Source organism: Cystobacter fuscus (genome assembly GCF_002305875.1).
Classification (GTDB): Bacteria; Myxococcota; Myxococcia; order Myxococcales; family Myxococcaceae; genus Cystobacter; species Cystobacter fuscus_A.
The window spans coordinates 4871765-4892805 of the sequence record NZ_CP022098.1; the positions used below are offsets into that span (position 1 = coordinate 4871765).

The 21041-nt window shown below is 66.4% G+C and carries 18 protein-coding genes; 10 read left to right on the forward strand and 8 right to left on the reverse strand.

Annotation, left to right across the window (positions count from 1 at the left end):
• Positions 1 to 206: 206 nt before the first annotated feature.
• Positions 207 to 2300 carry a PQQ-dependent sugar dehydrogenase gene (locus CYFUS_RS20020; protein WP_095986679.1) on the forward strand — a complete coding sequence of 698 codons (2094 nt, stop codon included), beginning with the start codon at positions 207 to 209 and terminating at the stop codon, positions 2298 to 2300.
• A 133-nt stretch (positions 2301 to 2433) separates the two neighbouring features.
• Positions 2434 to 3012: a flavin reductase family protein gene (locus CYFUS_RS20025; RefSeq protein ID WP_095986680.1), complete on the forward strand. Its 579-nt coding sequence runs from the start codon at positions 2434 to 2436 to the stop codon at positions 3010 to 3012.
• Between the two features lie 18 nt (positions 3013 to 3030).
• On the opposite strand, the gene CYFUS_RS20030 is transcribed toward CYFUS_RS20025, so the two are convergent.
• On the reverse strand, positions 3031 to 3642 hold the full coding sequence (locus CYFUS_RS20030) for a DUF6992 family protein (RefSeq protein ID WP_095986681.1): 612 nt from the start codon (positions 3640 to 3642) through the stop codon (positions 3031 to 3033).
• 356 nt (positions 3643 to 3998) lie between these two features.
• Between CYFUS_RS20030 and CYFUS_RS20035 the strand changes: the two genes are divergently transcribed.
• The 4 genes from CYFUS_RS20035 (at position 3999) to CYFUS_RS20050 (ending at position 8593) form a co-directional block, all read left to right on the forward strand.
• Positions 3999 to 4502: a PAAR domain-containing protein gene (locus CYFUS_RS20035; RefSeq protein WP_095986682.1), complete on the forward strand. Its 504-nt coding sequence runs from the start codon at positions 3999 to 4001 to the stop codon at positions 4500 to 4502.
• A 48-nt stretch (positions 4503 to 4550) separates the two neighbouring features.
• Complete coding sequence (locus CYFUS_RS20040) at positions 4551 to 7847, forward strand: DUF4123 domain-containing protein (protein WP_095986683.1); 3297 nt, start codon at positions 4551 to 4553, stop codon at positions 7845 to 7847.
• Positions 7844 to 8299 (forward strand): hypothetical protein, encoded by a 456-nt coding sequence (locus tag CYFUS_RS20045; protein ID WP_095986684.1) that lies wholly within the window; start codon positions 7844 to 7846, stop codon positions 8297 to 8299. Before CYFUS_RS20040 ends, CYFUS_RS20045 begins: the two co-directional genes overlap by 4 nt.
• A gap of 108 nt (positions 8300 to 8407) precedes the next feature.
• Complete coding sequence (locus CYFUS_RS20050; RefSeq protein ID WP_095986685.1) at positions 8408 to 8593, forward strand: hypothetical protein; 186 nt, start codon at positions 8408 to 8410, stop codon at positions 8591 to 8593.
• 46 nt (positions 8594 to 8639) lie between these two features.
• Here the strand turns inward: CYFUS_RS20050 and CYFUS_RS20055 are convergent, their stop codons facing one another.
• On the reverse strand, positions 8640 to 8933 hold the full coding sequence (locus tag CYFUS_RS20055; protein ID WP_095986686.1) for a hypothetical protein: 294 nt from the start codon (positions 8931 to 8933) through the stop codon (positions 8640 to 8642).
• A 177-nt stretch (positions 8934 to 9110) separates the two neighbouring features.
• Entirely contained in the window at positions 9111 to 12410 is a 3300-nt protein-coding gene (locus tag CYFUS_RS20060; protein WP_095986687.1) for a GH92 family glycosyl hydrolase, read from the reverse strand.
• A 211-nt stretch (positions 12411 to 12621) separates the two neighbouring features.
• Between CYFUS_RS20060 and CYFUS_RS20065 the strand changes: the two genes are divergently transcribed.
• Positions 12622 to 13032 (forward strand): hypothetical protein, encoded by a 411-nt coding sequence (locus CYFUS_RS20065; RefSeq protein WP_095986688.1) that lies wholly within the window; start codon positions 12622 to 12624, stop codon positions 13030 to 13032.
• A 65-nt stretch (positions 13033 to 13097) separates the two neighbouring features.
• On the opposite strand, the gene CYFUS_RS20070 is transcribed toward CYFUS_RS20065, so the two are convergent.
• Positions 13098 to 13910 (reverse strand): AraC family transcriptional regulator, encoded by an 813-nt coding sequence (locus CYFUS_RS20070; protein WP_095986689.1) that lies wholly within the window; start codon positions 13908 to 13910, stop codon positions 13098 to 13100.
• 133 nt (positions 13911 to 14043) lie between these two features.
• On the opposite strand from CYFUS_RS20070, the gene CYFUS_RS20075 reads away from it, so the two are divergent.
• The gene (locus CYFUS_RS20075) at positions 14044 to 15066 is read left to right on the forward strand and encodes a pyridoxamine 5'-phosphate oxidase family protein (protein WP_095986690.1); all 1023 of its coding nucleotides are present in this window, start codon (positions 14044 to 14046) and stop codon (positions 15064 to 15066) included.
• Between the two features lie 26 nt (positions 15067 to 15092).
• Here CYFUS_RS20075 and tauD read toward each other — a convergent pair whose 3' ends face one another.
• From tauD to tauA, 4 genes are read right to left on the reverse strand one after another with little or no spacing between them, the layout of a single operon-like run.
• On the reverse strand, positions 15093 to 15926 hold the full coding sequence (gene tauD, locus CYFUS_RS20080; protein WP_095986691.1) for a taurine dioxygenase: 834 nt from the start codon (positions 15924 to 15926) through the stop codon (positions 15093 to 15095).
• Positions 15927 to 15948: 22 nt separating this feature from the next.
• Positions 15949 to 16782, reverse strand: a complete 834-nt coding sequence (gene tauC, locus CYFUS_RS20085; protein ID WP_095986692.1) for a taurine ABC transporter permease TauC — start codon at positions 16780 to 16782, stop codon at positions 15949 to 15951.
• On the reverse strand, positions 16779 to 17561 hold the full coding sequence (tauB, locus tag CYFUS_RS20090; RefSeq protein WP_095986693.1) for a taurine ABC transporter ATP-binding subunit: 783 nt from the start codon (positions 17559 to 17561) through the stop codon (positions 16779 to 16781). The genes tauC and tauB overlap by 4 nt, the downstream gene beginning before the upstream one ends.
• 33 nt (positions 17562 to 17594) lie before the next feature.
• Positions 17595 to 18575: a taurine ABC transporter substrate-binding protein gene (gene tauA / locus CYFUS_RS20095; protein WP_095986694.1), complete on the reverse strand. Its 981-nt coding sequence runs from the start codon at positions 18573 to 18575 to the stop codon at positions 17595 to 17597.
• A gap of 168 nt (positions 18576 to 18743) precedes the next feature.
• On the opposite strand from tauA, the gene CYFUS_RS20100 reads away from it, so the two are divergent.
• Entirely contained in the window at positions 18744 to 19502 is a 759-nt protein-coding gene (locus CYFUS_RS20100; protein WP_095986695.1) for a hypothetical protein, read from the forward strand.
• Positions 19499 to 20971, forward strand: coding sequence for a putative metal-binding motif-containing protein (locus tag CYFUS_RS20105; protein WP_095986696.1), 1473 nt, complete (start codon positions 19499 to 19501; stop codon positions 20969 to 20971). Before CYFUS_RS20100 ends, CYFUS_RS20105 begins: the two co-directional genes overlap by 4 nt.
• Positions 20972 to 21041 lie beyond the last annotated feature (70 nt).

A 21041-nucleotide genomic window follows, 5' to 3' on the forward strand; every position in this document is an offset into this window, starting at 1 on the left:
CTCCCTGTCGCTCTTTCCAGAGCCAGCGCGGCAATCTAACCGAGGAGGGCAGCGAACGGGTGCTACCCGGGCTGTGCGCGGGGCCGTGGGCCTGTGGGCACCTGTTGCTCGGGGTTCAACACCTGGCGATGCGGACCCACAAAGATCACTTGAATCCAACCCCGAAGACCGGGAAGGAGGCGGCCGCAAAGGAGCGTCCCATCTCAATGAACCTTCGTCACCTGCCCGTCGTCGTTCGTCGTACCGGACTGGCCGTAGTCTTCGCCACCGTCGTTGCCTGTGGCGTGAAGCCGGAGAACGACCCCGAACTCCAAACGCGAACCGCCGCGCTCACGGCGGGCACCCGGCTCATCAGCGTGCAATCCGGCCGTTGCCTCGACGTGGCCCAGAACAGCCAGACGCCGGGGCAAGGGCTCAACATCTATGACTGCCACGGGCAGGCGAACCAGCGGTTCCTGTTCACGCCCGAGGGCGAACTGCGCGTGTTCGACGGCGCCTGGTGCGTCCAGCCCGCGACCGCCGGCGCTGGGGCACGGGCGGTCATCGGCGCCTGCACCGGGGCGGCGAACCAGCGGTGGGTCCGCAACGCCAACGGCGCGGTGATCCATACGCCGTCCTCGCTGTGCCTCGACGTCTCCGACCAGGCCACCACCAACAGCTCGCCGGTGATCCTCTGGAATTGCAACGCCCAGACGAACCAGCAGTGGTCGCTGCCGCCCGACACCCAGTCGCCCACCGTGCCCACCGGGCTCATCCTGTCCAACGTGACGTGCAACTCGGCCACGCTCTCGTGGTCTCCGTCCACGGACAACGAGGGAGTCGCCTTCTACGACGTCTACCACGACGGCCAGCTCATGAAGAGCGTCTCCGGCGCCACGGTGTCGACCGTTCTGACCGTGGTCCCTGGCGCCACCTGGGGTCTGTACGTGAACGCGCGGGATGCGGCGGGCAACGTCTCTCAAGGCAGCGCCTCGCTCTCCATCACCCCGCCGCCGTGCCAGGTGGACACCCAGGCCCCCAGCGTCCCGACTGGCGTCACCGCCACTGCTTTGGGCACCAGTGTGACCGTGAGCTGGAGCGCGTCGACCGACAACCTGGGCGTGAGCGCGTACGACGTGTTCCGAGGGGGCGTGAAGATCGGAACGGTGTCCGGCTCGCCGCCCGGGACGACTTTCGTCGACAGTGGCCTCTCCCCGAACACGGCCTACACCTACGCCGTGCTCGCCCGTGACGCCCAGGGCAATGCGTCGGCCCAGAGTCCGGCCGTGACGGTCACCACCGGCCAGGCCTGCGCGAACGCCGTCTGCTCCGTCATCCAGGTCGCCACCGACACGGACATCCCGTGGGGCCTGGTGAACCTGCCGGACGGCTCGGTGCTCTACGGCCGCAGGGACGCGCAGAACATCGTTCGCCTGGACCCGGCGACAGGCCAGAAGACGTCGGTGGGAACCATCCCCAACGTGCAGAGCACGGACGGCGAGGGCGGGCTGATGGGGTTGGCCCTCTCTCCCACCTTCTCCAGCGACCACTGGCTGTACGTGATGCACACCTCTCCGACCGACAACCGCATCGTGCGTCTGCGGTACGAGAACGGGGCCCTCGACACCGCCTCGCTCCAGGTGCTGATCCAGGGCATCGGTCGCAACAAGTTCCACAACGGCGGGCGCCTGCGCTTTGGACCGGACGGGAAGCTCTACGCGTCGACCGGGGATGCCCAGAACGGCTCCTACGCGCAGGACATCAACAACCTGGCCGGCAAGGTGTTGCGGCTCAATCCCGACGGCGGCGTCCCGTCCGACAACCCCTTCGGCAACTACGTGTGGAGCTACGGCCACCGCAACCCGCAGGGGCTGGCCTTCGATTCCCAGGGCCGCCTGTGGGAACAGGAGTTCGGCAACTCCGTGATGGACGAGACCAACCTCATCCAGAAGGGCGGGAACTACGGCTGGCCGGACTGTGAAGGGACGGTGTCCCAGGGCGGTTCGGGCTGCGCGACGGCCGGGTACATCGCTCCGAAGCAGACGTACTCCACGGCGGACGGCTCCTGCTCCGGCATCGCGGTGGTCCGCGACGTCCTCTACGTGGCCTGCGCCCGCGGCTCACGCCTCTACCGCGAGGTCATCAGCGGCTCCAGCTTGACCAACGTGCAGCAGTTCTTCGTCGGCACCTACGGCCGGTTGCGCACCGTCGAGCCGACCCCCGACGGCAACCTGTGGTTGACCACCACCAACCAGGGCGACAAGGACAGCATCCCCGACAACAGCAACGAGAAGATCTTCCGCGTCGTTCTCGGGCAGTAGGGAACTCCGGGCCCCCGACGCATTGGGGGCTCACTCGAGTCGACAAGGGCGACTGCGACGCGCTCGTGATGTTCCAACGAGCGCGTCGAGCCGGGTCGTGGATGCCATGCATCGCGGCTAGAGTGCTCGGACCATGAGAGTCCCGCTCGATCTCCGCCGCGCCTACAAGCTGCTCAACCACGGACCCACCACGCTCGTCACGAGCGCCGCGCATGGCCGCACCAACGTCATGGCCGCCGCCTGGGCCATGCCCGTCGACCTGGTGCCGCCCAAGGTCGCCGTCGTCATCGGGGAGGGCACCTTCACGCGCGAGCTGGTGGATGCCTCGGGTGAGCTCACCCTGTGCGTCCCCACGCGCGCACAGCTGGACGCGGTGTACGCCGTGGGCTCGGACTCCGGGCGCGACGAGGACAAGTGGGCGTTGTCGGGGCTGAGGGCGGCTCCCGCCTCACGCGTGCAAGCGCCGCTCGTGGAGGGCTGCGTGGGGTGGTTGGAGTGCCGCGTGCTGCCCGAGTCGGACGTCCAGCGCAAGTACGACCTGTTCCTCGCCGAGGTCGTCGCGGCCTGGGTCGAGGACTCGGTGTGGAAGGAGGGTGGGTGGGACTTCAGCGCCGGAGAGGAGTACCGCCCCATCCACCACCTGGCTGGCGGCGTGTTCTTCGCCACGGGTGAGCGGATACAGGCGCACAAGCCCGAGGGCGCGAAGAAGTAGCCTCGCTGCTGTTGCGCCCTATGGCCATCTCAAGACGAGGCCGACCCCATTGGGGGCGGGAACCAGCCGGGCGGTGAGCCTCGAGTTGATGTTCGAGTTGAGCACCCACAGCACGGTGTCGAAGAGCAGCAGGAAGCCGCCTTGCAGCAGCAGGCTCTTGCCCCATCCCCGCAGCCGCGCCGAGTCCGTGCGATACCCCCGTTCCAGCAGCAGGCCCCCGAAGGCGATGTAGCCCACGTCCAATCCGGCGTTGAGCAGCAGGAGCTTCTCCATCTTCTGTCCCTCGGAGAGGCTGCGCGCCAGGTCCCAGGACCCCGGAGAGGCCGTGGCCTGCCCGTGGAGACTCAAGCCCGCGATGGCCAGGTTCACCACGTTCCAGGCCGCGTTGGCCTGCCAGAAGGCCTGCGTCTCCCCCTGGGTGGCGAAGTGTCCCGCCGTGCCGGTGGCGATGTTGAGCGCGGCCCAGCCGAGCAGCACCGTCATGGCCGTCTGATTCATCCGCGCCGCTTCCGTGTTGTGCCTGGCGAGGAAGGACTCCGGAGACGTCACTTCCGCCGCCTGGGCCGAAAAGGACAGACAGAGGAGGAACACGAAGACGAGCCGCGCGCGGCGAGGGGGTGAGTCGATCATGGACGGATCCGGAGTCGAGGGGAGGTGCCTGGATTCTTCACCGCCCTCCGGGTCTCGTGGTGGGCGGGATCGCCGGAGTGCCCGGTACTACACGGCTCTCCGATGGGATTCAGTTGGGGCGCTGCCTGCCTCGGTACGTGGAGCGGGATTTCGCCAGGTAACTGGAATGTGGCAAGCAGTAGACGCCCACGCCCCTGCTGCCTCCCGCCTGGGTGGGCCGCCTGGGCGGGCGTGTACCCCAAGGGGCTGCACGGTCTCTCCTTCGGCCCGGCGTACAGCCCGGGCGGCACCAGCTCGCGATCCTCCTCGGTCCCTCTGCCCCAACTCTCGCCCTCAACAGGCCACCTGTTCGCTCTATGCGTCTTTGCCGAGAAGCGCAAGCCCGTCTACAAGGTCTGCAGAGGCAGTGGGACAGGGAGAGAGACGGGTTCGATTTTCCGCAGGACGCAGGAGAAACGAGATATTTTCTTGCGGAGTATGGGAGGAAGAGAGACGTGCCACCAGCCGCGCGAGTCGGAGACATCCAATCCTGTCCCTTGGTGAATCCAGGACCCACTCCACACGTGGGGGGTCCCATCACTTCGGGTGAGAACACTGTACTCATCGAGAGTCGCCCCGCTGCCCGAGTAGGTGATCCGGCGTTGTGTACGGGCGTCGGGGCCGAGGCCAAGACGGGCTCGGGTGCCTCTACCGTTATCATCGGTAACCAGAAGGCGGCGCGCCTGGGAGATACCTTGTGCCATGGCGGCAAGATCGTCTCGGGAGCGGCGACAGTATTCATTGGCGATGAGTCATACAGCGCGATGAGCGCGGCTCGCGACAACGCCGCTCCCTTCGTTAGCATCGACATGGCCGAGTGATGTCCTCCGGTCTTCTATTTCGCCCAACAGGTCTCTGGGAGAGCGAATATGCCAACTCCACCGGTGAGCTCCGCGTCGTGGCTCAATGCCTCGGCGATTGGTGATGATGAGCTCCTCAGGGAAAGCCGGCGAGGCTCGCTCTTCGCCGTGCTCGATTCCTGTGGCAGTCCGGAAGTGCTTGCGCAGGTGTCTTCCCTGGGCATCGATCGGGCCTGTTGCTTGTACAAGGGCTCGGCAGCCAACAATTTCGCTGAACAGGCTCCCTACCTCGTCCAGGTGGACGAAGAACGGTTGCGATGGATCCTCCGCGATCTTTCAGGCCGGCCGTGGGGCATATTCGTTCATGCCCAGGCCCCGTTCGCCGAGGTCTTCAGTCACCTTCGCAAGTTCCTGACAGTCGACTCGCCAGCGGGTGAGCGCTGGCTCTTCCGGTACTACGATCCGCGTATCCTCCGTGCGTTCCTTCCGGTTTGCACCGTCGGGGAATTGGAGGACTTCTTTGGCCAATTCGCGGCCTTCTCGGTTTTCTCCCAGGCAGAAGGTGGTCAGAGATTTCAGCGGCCGTCCTCTGGATACCTGAAGGCCGTCAGCCCCTGGCCCGTAGGCAAGCGCTTCCGCATGCGCGAGTCCCACGTCGTTGCCTTCCAGCCGCTCGTGAATCAGCACGTTCCCGAGCGACTCCTGAAGCTCCTTCGTGAACAAGGGCACACCGTCTGGCGGGAATCCTCCACTGGCGATCTCGTTGGGCACGATGCCCTGAACCACCAGACACGAATCTCCTTCGGACCCGGCTTCCTCCCCCAGAAACTGGTGACCCCGGCAGGTTCAATCTATGGGCTCGAGAACGATTCGAAAGGCAGACTGCGTACGGTCGTGCTCCCGGATGGCGAACGCTTCGAGCTTGGACGTGACGTTCGTGACCGGCTCATCTCCGCCAGCCACGTGGGTGTTTCCACTTACCAGTTCAGCTACGACGAGCAGGATCGCCTCCAGAGCATCCTCCATCCTGACGGAATAAAGGAGGAATGGGAGTACGCCGAGGGGGGCCGGGTGACGGAGTGGCGGGAGCGGTCGGGAGCGGTTCGGCGCTATGGCTACGATGCGAAGGGGCAACTCCAGTGCTCCATTGATCCGCTGGGGCGCCGGACACTTCTCGACTTTGACGATCAGAGCAACCTCGCATCCATCTCCTATCCAGACGGCTCGCAAGAGTTTTTCTCGTACGATCCGATCGAGCGGACAGCCGTCATGACCGGGAGGGACGGGAAGCCCGTCCTACGGAGACTGGATGAGCGTGCGAATATCCGGGAGATCTGCTGGGCTGATGGCACGACCGTGCGTCTGGAGACGGATGAGCTGGGTCGCCTCCTGGCCATCTCCAACCCACACGCCCGAACCGAATACGGCTACGACGCGTCGGGCCGTCTCGAATACGAGCGCTCCGGAGATACTACAGTCCAGCATCAGTACGACGAGGCCGGCCGCCTGGTCGCCTCGCTCGCGGAACCTGGGCCCTCCACCCATTACGAATACGACGCTGATGGAAAGCTGCTGTGCGTCCGGGCCTGGGGAAAGACGGTCTCTTTCGAGTACACGTCCACGGGAAGACTCGAGCGTTTGCGCTACGGCGACTCCCTCCAGGAAGAGCGAGAGTACGCGCGTGGCCGGCGACTGACCCATGCCCGGGTCACAGCTTGCTCGGGCCACAGCCTGGGTGAGCAGCGCTATCTCTACGACACCTGTGATCGGCTGGTAGCGCTCTTCTCGCGGGAGTTCGAAACGCCGTGGAGCGAGCGCTCGTTCGAATATGACCGGGGCGGCAGGTTGCTTGCCGAGTCGGTCGGCCAGAATGGCACGGTCCTGCGCTCCGTCAGGTATGGCCATGATGCCAATGGGAATCTCATTCGGGACGGCGATACGCTCCGGAAGATTGGCCTCATGGACGAGGTCGTCATCCACGGGAGAAACCCGGTCACCTATGACGCACTGGGGCAAGCGACCCGGGTGCCTGGCAAGAAGGGTGACCTCGGATGCCAGCATGGGCTGGATGGCACTCTCCAGGAGGTCCGCGCCAACGGCGTGTCGTGGCGGTTCAAGTACGATGCGCTCGGTCGACGGATCGAGGCGACTGATGGGCAGCGCACCTGGCGCTATGGCTGGTCTGGGCTCCAGTTGATCTGGGAGGAGCTTGTCTCCTCCGCGGAACAGCCTCCGCTCCGCCGGGAGTATCTCTACTTGCCGGGTGGCAACACGCCCATCGCCTTCCACGAGGCGGGACGGACGTTCTGGCTGCAACAGGACACGCGAGGCGCTGTCATCTGTGCTTTCGACGAGGAGGCACGGCTTGTCTGGAAGGCAAGCTATGACTCGTTTGGCCAGGCACGTGTCGAGGTCGGAGAGATTCGCCAGCCCTGGCGTCTTGCTGGCCAATACGAGGACGAGGGCACCGGGCTCTATTACAATCTGGGACGGTATTATAGCCCCATCCTCAAGTCGTATCTCTCGCGCGACCCCTTCTGGTTCAAGCACGGTGCGACGGCCTACAGCTACTGCGACAATGATCCCTGGAACCGCATCGATCCGTACGGGCAATGGGCCTGGATCGCGGCGGGGGCTATCATTGGCGCCGTCGTCAGTGGTGTCATGGCGGCAAGTGAGGGCAAGAGTCCGCTAGAGATCGCCGCCGCCGCGCTCGAGGGGGCTGTCGTTGGTGCGGCGTTCGCGGTCAATCCCTGGTTGGGGGCTGGCGCCATGATGGCGGCGGACGTGCTCCACCAAGGATTGGAAAATGGCTGGTCGAACGTTTGCATCGCCTGTGCTGCAGCCAAGGCCCTCATCACGCTGGCGGGAGGTTGGATACTGGGGCGGCTCGCGGGCTTCATCGGCCGCGGCATCGTGCGGAGCGTGGGCAGCACCAAACTGGCTTCCACTATTGGTTCCTGGTTGCCGCGGTGGGCTCTACGGCCTTGGGGATTGCCAAAATCCCTCCGGGGATATCTGATCGAAGGACACCTCGGGGGAAAACTGCCCTACGGATTCCCTGTCATCGACAAGTTCTCCAGAGGCGTGGCAACCAGCATCAAGTCCATTAATTTGCGAGCCGCGACCTATCAAAATCCATCTCGACTCTCGTCGTTGCTCAACGGGTATGTCAACAAACTCGCGAACTTCCGTGGAGCTTCTCGGATGGGCCAGACCATCAGCCAGAGCCAAATTCAGTCTCGCGTCCTCGAAGTCGTCATCCCAAAGGGGGCAGTGAGCCCAGCCCAGCAACAGGTCATCAACCAAGCAATCCAAAATGCCAATAGCCGTGGCATTCTGATGAAGGTGATTGAGATTCGATGAGCGCTTCTGCACAAAGTATTCAGGTCTATTTTTTTGAGAATCGCTTCTACGTCCCAGATGTCGGGCGGACGATGGATGACGTTTCCGTGGATATCGAGCCAGTCCGTGCTGTCGAGATGGCGGACGTGGCAGGGTTGGCTGGCGCGCTTCAAGCCACGATCGAGCGTGGCAATCCGCGAATCCCCACTCCCAACCGCAACACCTACGAGCCCATCATCATCAAGGCATCCGGTGCGAAGAACTGGCGGGATTTCGAGAAGCGTGCCCTCTGCTTCATGATTACGCACCTGCCCGATCGCTTCGAACTCGTCCCCTCGAAGCGTACTCGGGGGGGCAAGTGGGACTTCAATCATTCTGACATAGGAAGCCTGCCTGGCACTGCGGCCCCGAAGACGCTTGCCGAGTGGCTGGTGAACCATGTGAAATCGGTAGGGGGCTCGGCTTCCACCTGAGTCCCGCTCACCCTCACGAGCAAGGCTCAGGGCTGGGTCGCTTGCAGCGCCGCCACTCCCTCGCGGGAGTTCGCGTCTTCGAGAAGCAGGCGGAAAATAGTGGAGTGCATGGCAGCCGAGTTGGAGATGAGCTTCGAGGTGGTCTGCCGGCAAGCGGGTACTTCGCTGCTGGTGGCGCGCAGCACGATCGACCTGCGTCGGCTCGCCGCGGTGCGGAACCTGCTCGCGCCGCACGAGCGGCCCCACTTTGAAAGTCGTATCGTCCACCTGTGCCGTGGGCCGGAATCGCCTTGACCGGGAAGGAGGAGCAGGGGTGCGTCCTGCTCCGCCCGTCAACGCCTCAAGGACAGACGCAGCCGCCCGTACACGCGTACTCACGCCAGCACTCGGAGCCGCCACATGCGGTGGTGCACTGCGTCTGCGTGCTGTAGAAGGTCTGGAAATTGCACGTCCACTTCAACGGGCAGATGCCCACCAGGGCCGTGCTCTGCAAGGACTCCTGCTCTCCGGTGGGGGCCTGCTCCGAGACGGCGGCGGGCTCGGACGACGGGACCACCACGGCCTCGGTGCCACAGCCCATCAGGCCGAGGGTGAGGCCCGCGATGGAGACAGCGAGAAAGGACTTGATACGCATGGAGGAAGCTCCTGGGTTCTTCTACGGGGGACGGCCGGGAACACGTTACTCCTGTGTCTTCCTCGGAGTCGAGACCGAAGGAACAACACCAGGGCAGGGTAGGGCGGACCGCGTCCTTCGACATGGATGGGGATGGATTGCGCACCCAATGCTCCAGTCCATTGGGTGCGCTGTGCTTCACTTGGATTCGCCGAGCGAGATGGCGTACACCTCGAACCGCGCGTCGTTCGGCAGGGTCATGGAGTGCACCTGCTTCGCCGGGTCGAGTGCGAGTGACTGGCCGAACAACCGCACCGGCGGCCCGTCCACGCCGCTCCCGGCCTTGATCCGATGAGGCATGTCGAGCAACACGGTGGTGCCGGACGGCGTGCTTCCCGCCCAGTCCCCCGCCGTGACCGGGATGTCCGTCTGGCTACCATCCGAATACCGGACGGTGATCGCCGTCGTCACGGGACCATTGTGCGACACGGAGATCAGGTGAAGCGTCTGGTAATTGCCCCGCGGAAGGAGGATTCCCTGACCGCGAGCCTCCACGAAGTTGTTCGCACTCCCGCTCGGATCGGGTGCCGAGTACGTCACGCCCGACCAGGTAATGGCTCCGGCCACGGGGAGCAGGTTCGCGTCGTAGCTCCAACCCTGGCCGTCGAAGTTGCCCTCTCGCGATTGGGCGACCGTCGCGGTGCCGTCATGGTTGCGATCGTTCGCCAGATCCACGGCGCATTGCTCGGGAATGCTGGGCATGCAGGCCCCCGCCGGCCGTACCTCGATGGTCACGTTTCGGGTCACGGTGTTCGCGCCATCCGCCGAGACGGCCACCTGGAGTGGATACACGCCCAAAGGAGTGTTCGCGGGCACGGTGATGGTGAGTGGCCCCGTCCACTGCACGGGCAGACGCTGTGACGACAACCGGAACGAGGGCGCCGTGGCGGACCAGCCCGCCGGGACGGTCGGCGTCACGGAAACGTCCAACCCGACAGGCGCCTGGCCGAGCACGTCCAGGGCCAGCTCGACCGTCTGTGCCTCGTTGCTCGCCGCGATGACAGCCGAGGAAGGCCGCACGGACGCGTCGACATGACCGCGGGAGTCCCCCTCGGCCTGATTGACCGACGGTGGCCTCGCGGTGCTCGCGGTTCCCCAGCTCGAGGGCTCGCCGCCGAGCGTATGCGCCAGGGTGCCGCCCCGCACGAGCTCGTTCCACTCCAGGTAGGTCCGTGGGACATCCTGCCCGTCGAGCGTCACGCGCTGGATGTACCGCTGGGTGTCGCTGGCGCCGGGCGCCGTGACTTTCAGCGTGCCGCCCTGGCGGGTGCCGAAGGACCCGATGCGGACCACGGCGGACTCGAACTGGGGGCTGGAGAGGGCGAGGAAGTTCGCGCCACTCATCGTCGGGTACAGCCCGAGCGAGGAGAACACATACCACGCCGACATCGTGCCCAGGTCGTCGTTGCCAGTCATGCCGTCCGGCCCCGTGGTGAACAACGTCATCGCCGCGCGCACCACCGTGGCCGTCTTCGCGGGCGCTCCCGCCCACAGGTACATGTAGGGCGCGAGCAGGTCGGGCTCGTTGTTCGGGTTGTACGTGGGCTTGCCGTAGTAGTCGTAGGGCTGGGTGATCCATTCCCCGCGAGCGGTTCCCGTGGGATCGGCGAGCAGCTTGTCGTAGGCGAAGAAGGCATCCAACCGCTGTTCGGTCGCGCGCTCACCACCCATGAGTGCGACCAGCCCGGCGGGATCCTGTGGCACCAGCCACTGATATTGGTAGGCCCCTCCCTCGTGGAACTGGTGGGAGGCCGCCACCGGGTCGTACGGCGTCATCCACGTGCCGTCGACCGTGCGTGGACGGAACTGGCCGAGGGACGAGTCCCACAGGTTGCGGTACCACTGCCCACGCTCGGCGAACAGCCGTGCATCGTCCTCGTGCCCGAGCCCCCGCGCCATCAACGCGAGCGCCGCGTCGGCCGCCGAATATTCGAGCGTCGCCGATGCCGGGTGCACGCAGTCGTTGTCACCGCCCTTGTGCGCGCAGTCGACGCCCAGGCTCAGACCGGACGGGAGGTATCCGCGGGTGTTGTAGTACTCGATACCCGAACGTCCGTTGTAGGGCGAAGAGGAGGGGGGCGTGCTGAGCGCGTTCTTCCGCAGCAGCGCGTAGGCCTCTTGTTCATGGCCCTCGAGCAGCCCTCGGGCCCAGGCCTCGACGAGGAACGGCGTGACCGGATCCCCGGTCATGATGTTGGTCTCGCTGTTGGCGAGCGCCCAGCGTGGCAGCCAGCCCCCTTCCCGGCCAATGGCGAGGATCGACAGCGCGATGTCCCGAGCGACCTGGGGTTCGAGCAACTCCAGCAACTGGTTCTGGGGACGGTACGTGTCCCACAACGAGAAGTTCTGGTACGGCGTGTAGCCGCTCGCGGTGTGCACCTGGTTGTCGAAACCGACGTACCGACCGTCCACGTCGCCGGCCAGGTTCGGGTGCAACTGCGCATGGTACAGCGCGGTGTAGAAGGCGACCTGCCGGTCGCGGGAACCCCCGCTGATCTTGATCGCCCCGAGCTTGTCGACCCACGCGTCATGCAGCCGGGTCCGTGTGGCATCGAAGTCGAATGACTCGCCCGTCTCCTTCGCGAGATTCCGTCTGGCTCCGTCGAGCCCGGTATAGGACAGCCCGACCTTCACCGTGACGTCGAGATCCGTGGTCGTGTCGAACGTCACCCAGGCCCCGTTGCCTCCTGGTCCGGCCGCGTCCCGCGAGCCCGGTGTCGGGGTGGAGCCGCGCCAGGAGCCGTGGGACGCGAAGGGCCGGTCGAACGTGGCCGTGAAGTACACCGTGTGCTGGTCACGCCCGGCGCAGAAGCCGCCGGCCCTGATCCGGCCCTCGAGGGTCCGATCCCCGACGACGTGGATTTCCGAGTCCTGAACCGCCTGGTTGGCCTTCCCGGTGTTGAACAGGACATTCGCGGCGGCCGTGGCCGGGAAGGTGAAGCGCAGCCAGCCGGTCCGCTCGGTGGCCGTGAGCTCGGCCTTGATGCCGTAGCGGGAGAGGCCGACGCGGTAGTACCCGGGCGTGGCCTCCTCGTCGTCATGCGAGTACTTCGACTTGTAGCCGTTGACGTCGACGGTCTCGACGGCGCCGGTCGTGGGCATGATCGGCAATTCACCCATGACGCCGCAGCCGACACCGGACAGGTGCGTCTGGCTGAACCCGTAGATGGAGTCCTGCTGGTAGTCGTAGCCGCCCTGTCCACCCGTGTCCGGGCTGACCTGCACCATTCCGAAGGGCGCACTCGCGCCGGGAAAGGTATTGCCGAAGTTCTGGGTGCCGATGAAGGGGTTGACGAATGGGGTGGGATCCACCTCGGTGGGCTCATCCCCTCCCGGGACATCGGGCTCGTCGACCGGGGGGGGCACGGTGCTCTTGCAGCCGGCGAGCAGTCCAGCGACCACCAGACCCGCCATTCTTTTCTTGCCGCGCAACCACATGGACGGAACTCCTCGTTGTAACGACGTTGTCGGGAAAACGCGTCCCTTTATACGCCGAGGGGCCGGCTTTGACAGCTTTTCACCCCGACGACTTTTCATCTTGACAGTGCCTTGCTTTGACAAGATTTCAACCAGATAAAAAAGGTAGGGACACTTGATGTTGACGTGTGAATCCCTAACTTCATGGCTCGGCCAACCCGAGGCATGAACCATGTCAAAGACCAGATCCCAACCCCACGTTACATCCAAGGCCATTCACGTCGAGACGGCCGCAACGGTTCAGGGACCCGCCGCGACCAGCATCTCGGTGGAAGTCGACGAGGAGAAGCTCGGCCGGGACGTCGCCGACGGCGGTCAGGCCGACCGGGCGGTCGCCCTGATTCCCCGGACCCATGGGGGCAAGCAGGAATGGAACGAAGAGGAACTGAGGCACGCTGGTCGACGGATCACCGATGATGATCGCGTCGTGAAAACCTTCAATGCGACGGTGCGGGGGCCGATCGACGCCAAGCAGTCCGGAGTCTCGGTGAAGGTCGAAACGCCCGGAGGTGCTGTCTGGGCCAACGATCAGGACTCGCGCCCGATACGGGATGCTGACAAACCAGCAGCCGACGAGGATTGACACCGAGCCCGGAGCGAGGACCTCGCCCCGCGGACCCAGGCGGCGGGGAGGGCATTCACAGGCAGTCAGTCGCCAGCATCGGGGCTGGCGAGGTCCAGCCGCCGCGAGATGTACCGCGCGGGCGACGTGCCGAACGCCTTTCGAAACATCGTCACGAAGCTGCTCGCGCTTTCGTAGCCCAGGTCGATGGCCACGCTCTGCACGGAGGCTCCCCGCGTGAGCCATTGCAATGCCAGGATGATGTGAAGTTGCTGGCGCCATCGACCAAAGCTCATGCCGGTCTCGTGAACGAGCAGGCGGTTCAGCGTTCGCTCGCCAACGCCCATCCGCTTCGCCCATTCCTTCATGGTCGAGCCGTCCGCCGGATGGGCGGTGATCATCTCGACGAGCCGCCGGAGCCGCGCATCCGTGGGCATGGGCAGCCGCAGATTCTCCACCCGCGCCGCCGCCAGCTCGTCCAGCAGTACGGCGAACAGCCGGGCCTCCGGCCCGTCGAGTGGATACAGTGCTGGCAGCATCGCGGCGCGCAACAGCAGCTCCCGGAGCAGAGGGCTGACCGAAACCGCACAGCATTCCCTGGGCAAGGTGGCGATCGCGTCGGGCTCCACGAACAGCGCGACCCCCTCGAGAGGTGCCCGGCCCTTGATGTTGTGGTTCGTATTGCCTGGAATCCACAGCGCGGACTGAGGGGGGACGAGCCACAGGGCGTTTGATGCCTCACACGTCACTTCGCCACGGACGATGAAGAACAGCTGTGCCTTGCGGTGAGTGTGAAAGCCCAGCTCGAGTTCCCCGGTCATCATCTCCATCCCGACCACCAGGGCGGGTCGGGCGACGTCATCCGGATCGGCATCGGCAGGGAGGGTGAGGTGGGGCATTCGGGGTCGATTCTACGTGGTGGCCGAATCTCGAAACAAGTTGGCCAGGTTGCGCAATGCGGTCAAGCGGAAATCAGGTCAGGTTGAAGGGACAGGGTCACGCCTTTCATCCTCATCAGAAGGAGCGAACATCGTGCGGAGGACGAGCGACTCAATCGCCACGGTTGACGAGCTGGAAGCCTACATCGGCAAGGCGCCAGCGCCGGTGAATCTCAAGGTCATCGATCATCTGGACGAAGGCGCGCTGCGCTGGATCGCCGCGTCGCCCCTTGTCTTCGCCGGGTTCGGGGATGGCTCCCGCATCGGTGTCACCCTCGGTGGGGGCCACCCCGGTTTCGCTGGGGGCGACGCTCATGAGCTGCGTCTGCCCACCGCGCTGCTCGACGACCCGACGCTGGCCCGGCCAGGCATGGGGTTCGGCTCGCTGTTCCTGCTCCCCGGCGTTGGCGAGACCCTGCGCGTCAACGGCAGGGTGGCGAAGGTGGACGGGGGCGAGTTCCGCATCACGGTCGAGGAATGCTATGGCCATTGCGCCAAGGCGCTGATCCGCTCGGACTTCTGGGCTGCTTCGCCTGGCGCGGCCACGCCGCGGGAGGCCGCGGCCTTCCTTTCCGCCAGCCGCTTCATGGCGCTGGCGACGATCGACGCGCGGGGACGCGCCGACCTCAGCCCCAAGGGCGATCCAGCTGGCACGATGGCGAGTCTCGAAGATGGCGGGGCCTGGTTCGCCGATCGTCCGGGAAACCGCCGCGTGGACAGCTTCCGCAACATCATCGCCCAGCCGCATGTCGCCGCCGCGCTCCTGATCCCTGGTTCGACGCACGTCGCCCATCTATCGGGGGTCGCGCGGCTCACGACCGATGAGGCGGTTCGCGCGCGATTCGTCGTTCAGGGCAAGACGCCCACGCTGGTGACTGGCATCGACGACCCGACCATCGATCTGCGCGAGAGCCCCACACTCGTCCGCGCCAATCTCTGGCCAGTCAAAGCGCGTACCGAAGGCATCGATCCGGCAAAGGTGTTCGTCGCGCACCTCAAGCTGAATAGCGACAAGGGCCTCGGAGCCAGGCTGGCGGGCGCGGTCCTGTCCGTTCCCGGCGTTACCGGCCTTCTGCTGAAGGGCTTGGAGAAGGACTACAAGACCAACCTCTACTGAAGCAACTCATCGGTGACTCCATGACGTCAGAACGGCTTGTCACCGAGGATGGTGGCGCGGTGCATCACCCGCCGCTGTGGGCGGTAGTCGTCGACCGCGTAGTGCTGGGTGATGCGGTTGTCCCAGAAGGCCACGTCGTTCTCTTGCCAGCGCCAGCGGAGGGAGAACTCCGGGCGGGTGCTGTGGGCGAAGAGGAAGCGCAGAAGGGTATCGCTCTCCGCCGGCTCCAGTTCATTGATGCGGGTGGTGAAGCCATCGTTGACGAACAATCCCTTGCGTCCCGTCACCGGGTGGGTGCGCACCACCGGGTGGGTGCGCGGTGGGTTCTTGCGTTTGGCTTCCTCGTACCGGGCGAGGTCTTCCTGGGTGGTGCCGAAGCGCTCCAGGGGAAAGGAGCGGGTCAGGTCGTGGAGGGCGGTGAGGCCGTCGAGCAGTTTCTGCATCGGCTTCGACAAGGCGTCGAAGGCCGCGCTGCTGCTGGCCCACAGGGTATCGCCCCCACAGGGGGGTAGTTTCTTGGCGGCGAGCACGGCGCCGAGGGCTGGGGTTTCCAGGAAGGTGACGTCGGTATGCCAGATGGCGTTGTCACGCACGTCGGTGACGGCGGTGTCGAGCACCAGCACTTGTGGTTGCTCGGGGATGTTCGGGTAGATGGGGTGGATGTGCAGCTCTCCGAAGCGCGCGGCGAAGGCGGCCTGCTGTCGGGGCGTCAGCGGCTGGTCGCGGAAGAACAGCACCTGGTGTTGCAGCAGGGCTTTCTCGATGGAATCACGGTGGGAGTCGCTCAGGGGCTCGCGCAGGTCGATGCCTTCAATGACCGCACCCAGGGCGGGATTCAAGGGGGTGATCTTCAGGGACATCGTCTCTACCTCTTCTGAAGGTTCAGTGATTCTGCCCATGCCAGGGCACCAGCCTGCGTTGCAGGGCGCGAAGGCCGAGCTCCAGGGCGAAGGCGATCAGGGCGATGATCAGGATGCCGAGGATCACCACGTCCGTGACCAGGAACTGCGCCGCCGACTGCACCATGAAGCCGAGGCCACTGGTGGCGGCGATCAGCTCGGAGGCCACCAGGGTCGACCAACCCACACCGAGGCCGATGCGCACGCTGGTGAGGATGTCCGGCAGGGCGCTGGGCAGGATGACATGGCGGATCAACTGTGCCTGGGTGGCGCCCAGGGATTGCGCGGCACGCAGCCGGGTCGGATCGACATGGCGCACGCCGGTGGCGGTGGCGATGGCGATGGGAGCGAAGATGGCCAGGAAGATCAGCAGCACCTTGGACAGCTCGCCAATGCCGCACCAGATGACAATCAGCGGCAGGTAGGCCAGCGGGGGGATCGGCCGGTAGAACTCGATCAACGGGTCGAAGATGCCTCGGGCCACGCGGCTGCGACCCATGGCGATGCCCAGTGGAATCGCGGTCAGTACGGCGGCGAGCAGGGCCACGCCGATGCGTCCCAGGCTGGCCCCCAGGTGCTGCCAGAGGCTGGCGTCCATGTAGCCCAGGGTCAGCAGCTCCCAGCCCTTCCGCGCCACGGCCTGGGGGCCCGGCAGGAACAGTGGCTCGATCAGCCCGGCGGTGGTCACCGCCCACCACAGGAACAGCAGGGTGGAGACAGTCAGGACGCTGATGACCGTGAGGCTCAGCGGGCGGCGCGGAGGCCGGACCGTGGGCTCGGGGGTGTTCGCCACGGCTGGAAGCTCGAGGCTGCTCATGCCGTTCTCCTCTTCCGTTCGGCGAAGACCTGGGCCAGGACGTGCTCGCGGGTTTCGATGAAGCGCGGGTCGGATTTGATCGCCCGCGCGCTCTCTCCGGCGGCATGGCGCTGGCCGAAGTCGAGCTCGAGGCGTTCGCTGATCCGTCCCGGATGGGGCGACAGGAGGATCAGCTCGGTGGCGAGGAACACCGCCTCCTCGATGTCGTGGGTGATCAGGAACACCGGCTTGGACGTGCGCTTCCATACCTGGAGCAGGAGTTCCTGCATTTGTTCTCGGGTGAAGGCATCCAGCGCGCCGAAGGGTTCATCCATCAGCAGGACGCGCGGGTCCGCGGCGAGGGCGCGGGCGATGCCGACGCGCTGTTTCTGGCCACCGGAGAGCTGCCAGATGCGCCGCGTGTCGAAACCGGCCAGGTCGACCAGGGCGAGCAGTTCGCGGGCCCGGGCCTCGCGCTGGTCACGCGGCATGCCGGCCAGTTCGAGGCCGAAGGCGACGTTGGTCAGCACGTCCTGCCAGGGCAGCAGGGCGTCGTCCTGGAAGACCACGCCGCGCTCGGCGTTGGGGCCGCGCACCGGGACGCCGTCGAGGGTGATGCGTCCACCGCTGGGTGGCACGAAGCCAGCGATCAGGTTGAGCAACGTGGTCTTTCCGCTGCCGGACGGGCCGAGTGCGACCAGCAACTGCCGTGGCCCGAGGCTGAGGGAGATGTCCGTCAGGACCGGACCGGCCGTGCCGGGGTAGCGTGCGCTGATGCGCTCCAGTTGGAGTAGGGCCATCGTCGTCTCGGGGAGGGGAGGGGCGGAACAGCGTCATTCCCTCAAGTACTTCGCGCTGACGTAGGGCGAGTAGTCGGGCCGTACCGTGTCGGTCTTGCCTTGCTCCTTGAGGAACAGGGCGGTGGCGGCAATGGCCCTGGCGGTCTCGCCTCCGAGCAGCCGTTCCTGGGCACTGGCATCCGGGAAGGTGGCGCCGGCCAGCAGTTCCGGCACGTCCTCCGGGTTCGCGCCGGTCAGCCTGGCGATCTTCCGCACCGGCTCGGAGTGGGCGGTCCAGGCCTCCTTGTGGGCGGCGTAGTCGGCGAAGGCTTCCAGACTGACCCTGGCGAAACGGGCGAGCACCTCGGGATGTTTTTCCGCGAAGTCCTTGCGCGCGACCCAGACCTCGAAGGTCGGCGCGCCCCAGGCGCCCACTTCGGCGGCGGTTGTGAGCACCTTGCCACTCCGCTTGATTTCGCCGAGGGCCGGAGACCAGACGAAAGCACCGTCGATATCACCGCGCTTCCAGGCCGCGGCGATCTCGGTGGGGTTGAGGTTGATCACCTTCACCCGGGTCGCGTCCAGCTTCCAGTGCTTGAGCGCGCCGAGCAGGCTGTAGTGGGAGGTGGAGACGAACGGGGTGGCGATGGTCTTGCCCACCAGATCCTGGGGGGTGTTGATGTTGCTGCCATGGCGGACCACCAGGGCCTCGGCGGAGTTGATCTGCGCGGAGACCAGGAAGGTGACGATCGGCAGGCCCCGGGTGGCGGCAGCGGCCAGCGGGCTGGATCCGAGGTTGCCGAGCTGCACGGCGCCGGAGGCCATGGCGGTGATCACCTCCGCGCCGCTGTTGAAACGCCGCCAGTCGAGCTTCTGGCCGATGGCCTTCTCGTAGGTGCCGTCGGCTTGCGGCACCTTGGTCGGGTCGATGCCCGTCTGGTATCCGATGACGATGTCAGCCGCCTGGGCGGACAGTGCCAGACAGCCCCCAACCAGGACCGCCAGCAGCCGATGGGGAAACAGGGATGCGCTCATGCGCGACGCTCCTCGAACACGGAGTAATCAGCGTGTTCGAGGAGTCGTCTGGAGATAAATAACTTTTTCGCATGAGCATATGCTCACCGGGTTACAGCGCCGGTGACAACCGCACCATGGAGACGGAACGTCTCGCGGCCTGGAGCCGGGTGAGTATCCTGCCCGTCCATGGACCTGCGAATCGTGCTCGGCCTCGTGCTGATGCTGGCGTCACCAGCGTGGAGCCAGCCGTCGGCCTCCACTGCCCCGGACTTCGAGGGCCGCATGGCGGCCACGGCGCGTGCCTACGAGAACCTCGACTACGAACATGCGCTCCAGGAGCTCGAAGGCGCCAGCCGCCTCGCGCGCGACGATGGAGAGCGGGCCCGGGTGGCCATCTACCGGGGCCTCGTGCTCGGGGACTTGAGGCGGCGCCAGGCGTCCCGGGCTGCCTTCCGCGCCGGCCTGATGCTGCGGCCCAATGCGAGCCTCCCGGTGAAGGTGTCCCCCAAGGTGGCGAGCGACTTCGAGGACGTGCGCCGTGAAGTGCTGGCACTCAACCCGAGCCCACCGTCGGACGCGCCGCGCGCGGTGCCGGACGCGAAGCTCGCGCAGACGCCAGCCTCCGGGCTCGTCCCCCCTGGCGGAGCGGAAGCGGAGGTGCGCGCCTCGCGCTCCACGCCGGTGCTCCCACTGGCGCTGCTGGGGGCGGGCGCGGTGCTCGGCGGCGTGGGCGGCTACTTCGGCCTGCAGTCACGCGGCAACGTGAGCAACGCGCGCGAGGCCGCCTTCTACAGCGACCGGCGGGCTCACCTGGACAGCGCGCGGGGACAGGCGCTCGTGGCCAACGTCCTCCTGGGCGCGGCCGTCACCGCCGCCGCCGGGGCGGCCGTCACCTGGTTCCTCGCGGACAGGACGCCGTCGTCGCGGGTGGAGGTGTCGCCATGAAGCGTGCCGTGGCCGTGGGACTCGGGTGGCTCTGCATCACCTGTACCGTGCCGGACATCGATGAGCTCGAGGCCGAGCGCCCGAGCAGTTGCGACGCGGACCACCCCTGCCAGGTCCGCGTGCTGCTGTCCTACGACGGCTTCCGCCCGGGCTGCGTCACGCTGCGGCTCGCGGACGCGGAGGCGTCCTCGAGGACGCTGGAACTCCCGGTGGATCCTCCGGTGTTGGAGGGGAAGGGCACCCGCGAGGTGGGCTTCATCCGCAAGGCCGGCTGGAGCCACACCGTGGTGGTGTCGGCCTCCGCCCGCGAGCACTCGTGCACCGGACAGGAGGTGGCCACCGCGACGGGCCGGGTGGAGGTTCCCGACGAGGGGAGCGCGGAGGTCTCCCTGGGCCTGAGCGCGCTCGACGAGGATGGAGACGGCTACGTGAGCGCCTCCTCCGAGGGCACGGACTGCGATGACCGCTCCGCCTCCATCGCACCCGGGCTGGAGGAGCGCTGCGACTTCCTCGACAACGACTGCGACACCCGCGTGGACCCGGATCCCATCTGCGCCGGCGTCGAATGGAGGACGACACCGCCCATGAGCGGAGTGGCCCTCCGGGACGTGGCCCCCCACGCGCGCGGCCGGGCCTGGTTCGTGAGCGACAACACGGGGGTGCTCGCCTATGTCAGCCGCGAGGCCGACGGCGGCTTCGACGTGCGGCGGTTCAGCGATTGCCCGGGGGAGTGGTCCACCGCCTGGGCGAGGCCGAGCGACGGGCGCGTCTTCGTGGGCTCCTGGCTGGGCCGGCTCGCCACGCGGACGACCGTCGTCGGGGCGCCCTGCACGCTGGCGTCCTTCGACGGGGGCGGCGCGGCCATCCAGGACATCGTGGGGTTCGAGGGAGACGGGGGCACGACGCTCTACGCGGTGAGCGAGTCCGGGGACATCCTCCGCTGGGACTACCCGGAGGACCCGGTGCGGGTGGCGCACGTGGACGCGGACCTGCGCTCCATCCACGGGCTCGACCCGCGGACGCTCATCGCCGTGGGAACGGCTGGGGGCAAGGTGCCGGTCGCCTACCACGCCAACCCGGATGGTGGCACGTGGCTGCCGGAACCGCTGCCGTCGTCCTCCGCGGGGCAGTCTGCCCTCCAGTCCGTGCACGTGGTGAGCCCGGGCCTCGCCTACGCCTCGGGAGACCAGGGGCTGCTGCTGGAGCGCGAGGGGGACACGTGGACCACGAAGCCCGCGTACCCCATCTACGTGGACGGCGGCGTCGCCCCGGACATCCTCGACGTGGTGTCCTTCGGGAAGGGCTCCGTCCTCGGACGCCTGGACACGGATGACATCGTCCGCTTCGACGGGACGCGGTGGTTGGACTTCCGCTTCGGCACGCAGGGCTTCTCGAGCCTCGAGGCGCTGTCGTCGGACGAGGTCTGGAGCGTGGCCGAGGATGGCACCGGCTTCCACTGGGGGCCGTAGCCGCGCGATGACCCGAAAAATGAGTCACCCGTCTCCTTCTGCCTGAACCTGGCGGCGTGGCCCGAGGAGG

Bases quoted from the DNA above. Each gene is read 5' to 3' on its own strand.
- CYFUS_RS20065 (WP_095986688.1), top strand. From the start codon at position 12,622: ATGTCAAAGACCAGATCCCAACCCCACGTTACATCCAAGGCCATTCAC.
- tauC (WP_095986692.1), bottom strand. From the start codon at position 16,782: ATGAGCAGCCTCGAGCTTCCAGCCGTGGCGAACACCCCCGAGCCCACG.
- CYFUS_RS20100 (WP_095986695.1), top strand. From the start codon at position 18,744: ATGGACCTGCGAATCGTGCTCGGCCTCGTGCTGATGCTGGCGTCACCA.
- tauB (WP_095986693.1), bottom strand. From the start codon at position 17,561: ATGGCCCTACTCCAACTGGAGCGCATCAGCGCACGCTACCCCGGCACG.
- CYFUS_RS20025 (WP_095986680.1), top strand. From the start codon at position 2,434: ATGAGAGTCCCGCTCGATCTCCGCCGCGCCTACAAGCTGCTCAACCAC.
- CYFUS_RS20030 (WP_095986681.1), bottom strand. From the start codon at position 3,642: ATGATCGACTCACCCCCTCGCCGCGCGCGGCTCGTCTTCGTGTTCCTC.
- CYFUS_RS20050 (WP_095986685.1), top strand. From the start codon at position 8,408: ATGGCAGCCGAGTTGGAGATGAGCTTCGAGGTGGTCTGCCGGCAAGCG.
- CYFUS_RS20020 (WP_095986679.1), top strand. From the start codon at position 207: ATGAACCTTCGTCACCTGCCCGTCGTCGTTCGTCGTACCGGACTGGCC.
- tauA (WP_095986694.1), bottom strand. From the start codon at position 18,575: ATGAGCGCATCCCTGTTTCCCCATCGGCTGCTGGCGGTCCTGGTTGGG.
- CYFUS_RS20045 (WP_095986684.1), top strand. From the start codon at position 7,844: ATGAGCGCTTCTGCACAAAGTATTCAGGTCTATTTTTTTGAGAATCGC.
- CYFUS_RS20035 (WP_095986682.1), top strand. From the start codon at position 3,999: ATGCGTCTTTGCCGAGAAGCGCAAGCCCGTCTACAAGGTCTGCAGAGG.
- CYFUS_RS20060 (WP_095986687.1), bottom strand. From the start codon at position 12,410: ATGTGGTTGCGCGGCAAGAAAAGAATGGCGGGTCTGGTGGTCGCTGGA.
- CYFUS_RS20105 (WP_095986696.1), top strand. From the start codon at position 19,499: ATGAAGCGTGCCGTGGCCGTGGGACTCGGGTGGCTCTGCATCACCTGT.
- tauD (WP_095986691.1), bottom strand. From the start codon at position 15,926: ATGTCCCTGAAGATCACCCCCTTGAATCCCGCCCTGGGTGCGGTCATT.
- CYFUS_RS20070 (WP_095986689.1), bottom strand. From the start codon at position 13,910: ATGCCCCACCTCACCCTCCCTGCCGATGCCGATCCGGATGACGTCGCC.
- CYFUS_RS20055 (WP_095986686.1), bottom strand. From the start codon at position 8,933: ATGCGTATCAAGTCCTTTCTCGCTGTCTCCATCGCGGGCCTCACCCTC.
- CYFUS_RS20040 (WP_095986683.1), top strand. From the start codon at position 4,551: ATGCCAACTCCACCGGTGAGCTCCGCGTCGTGGCTCAATGCCTCGGCG.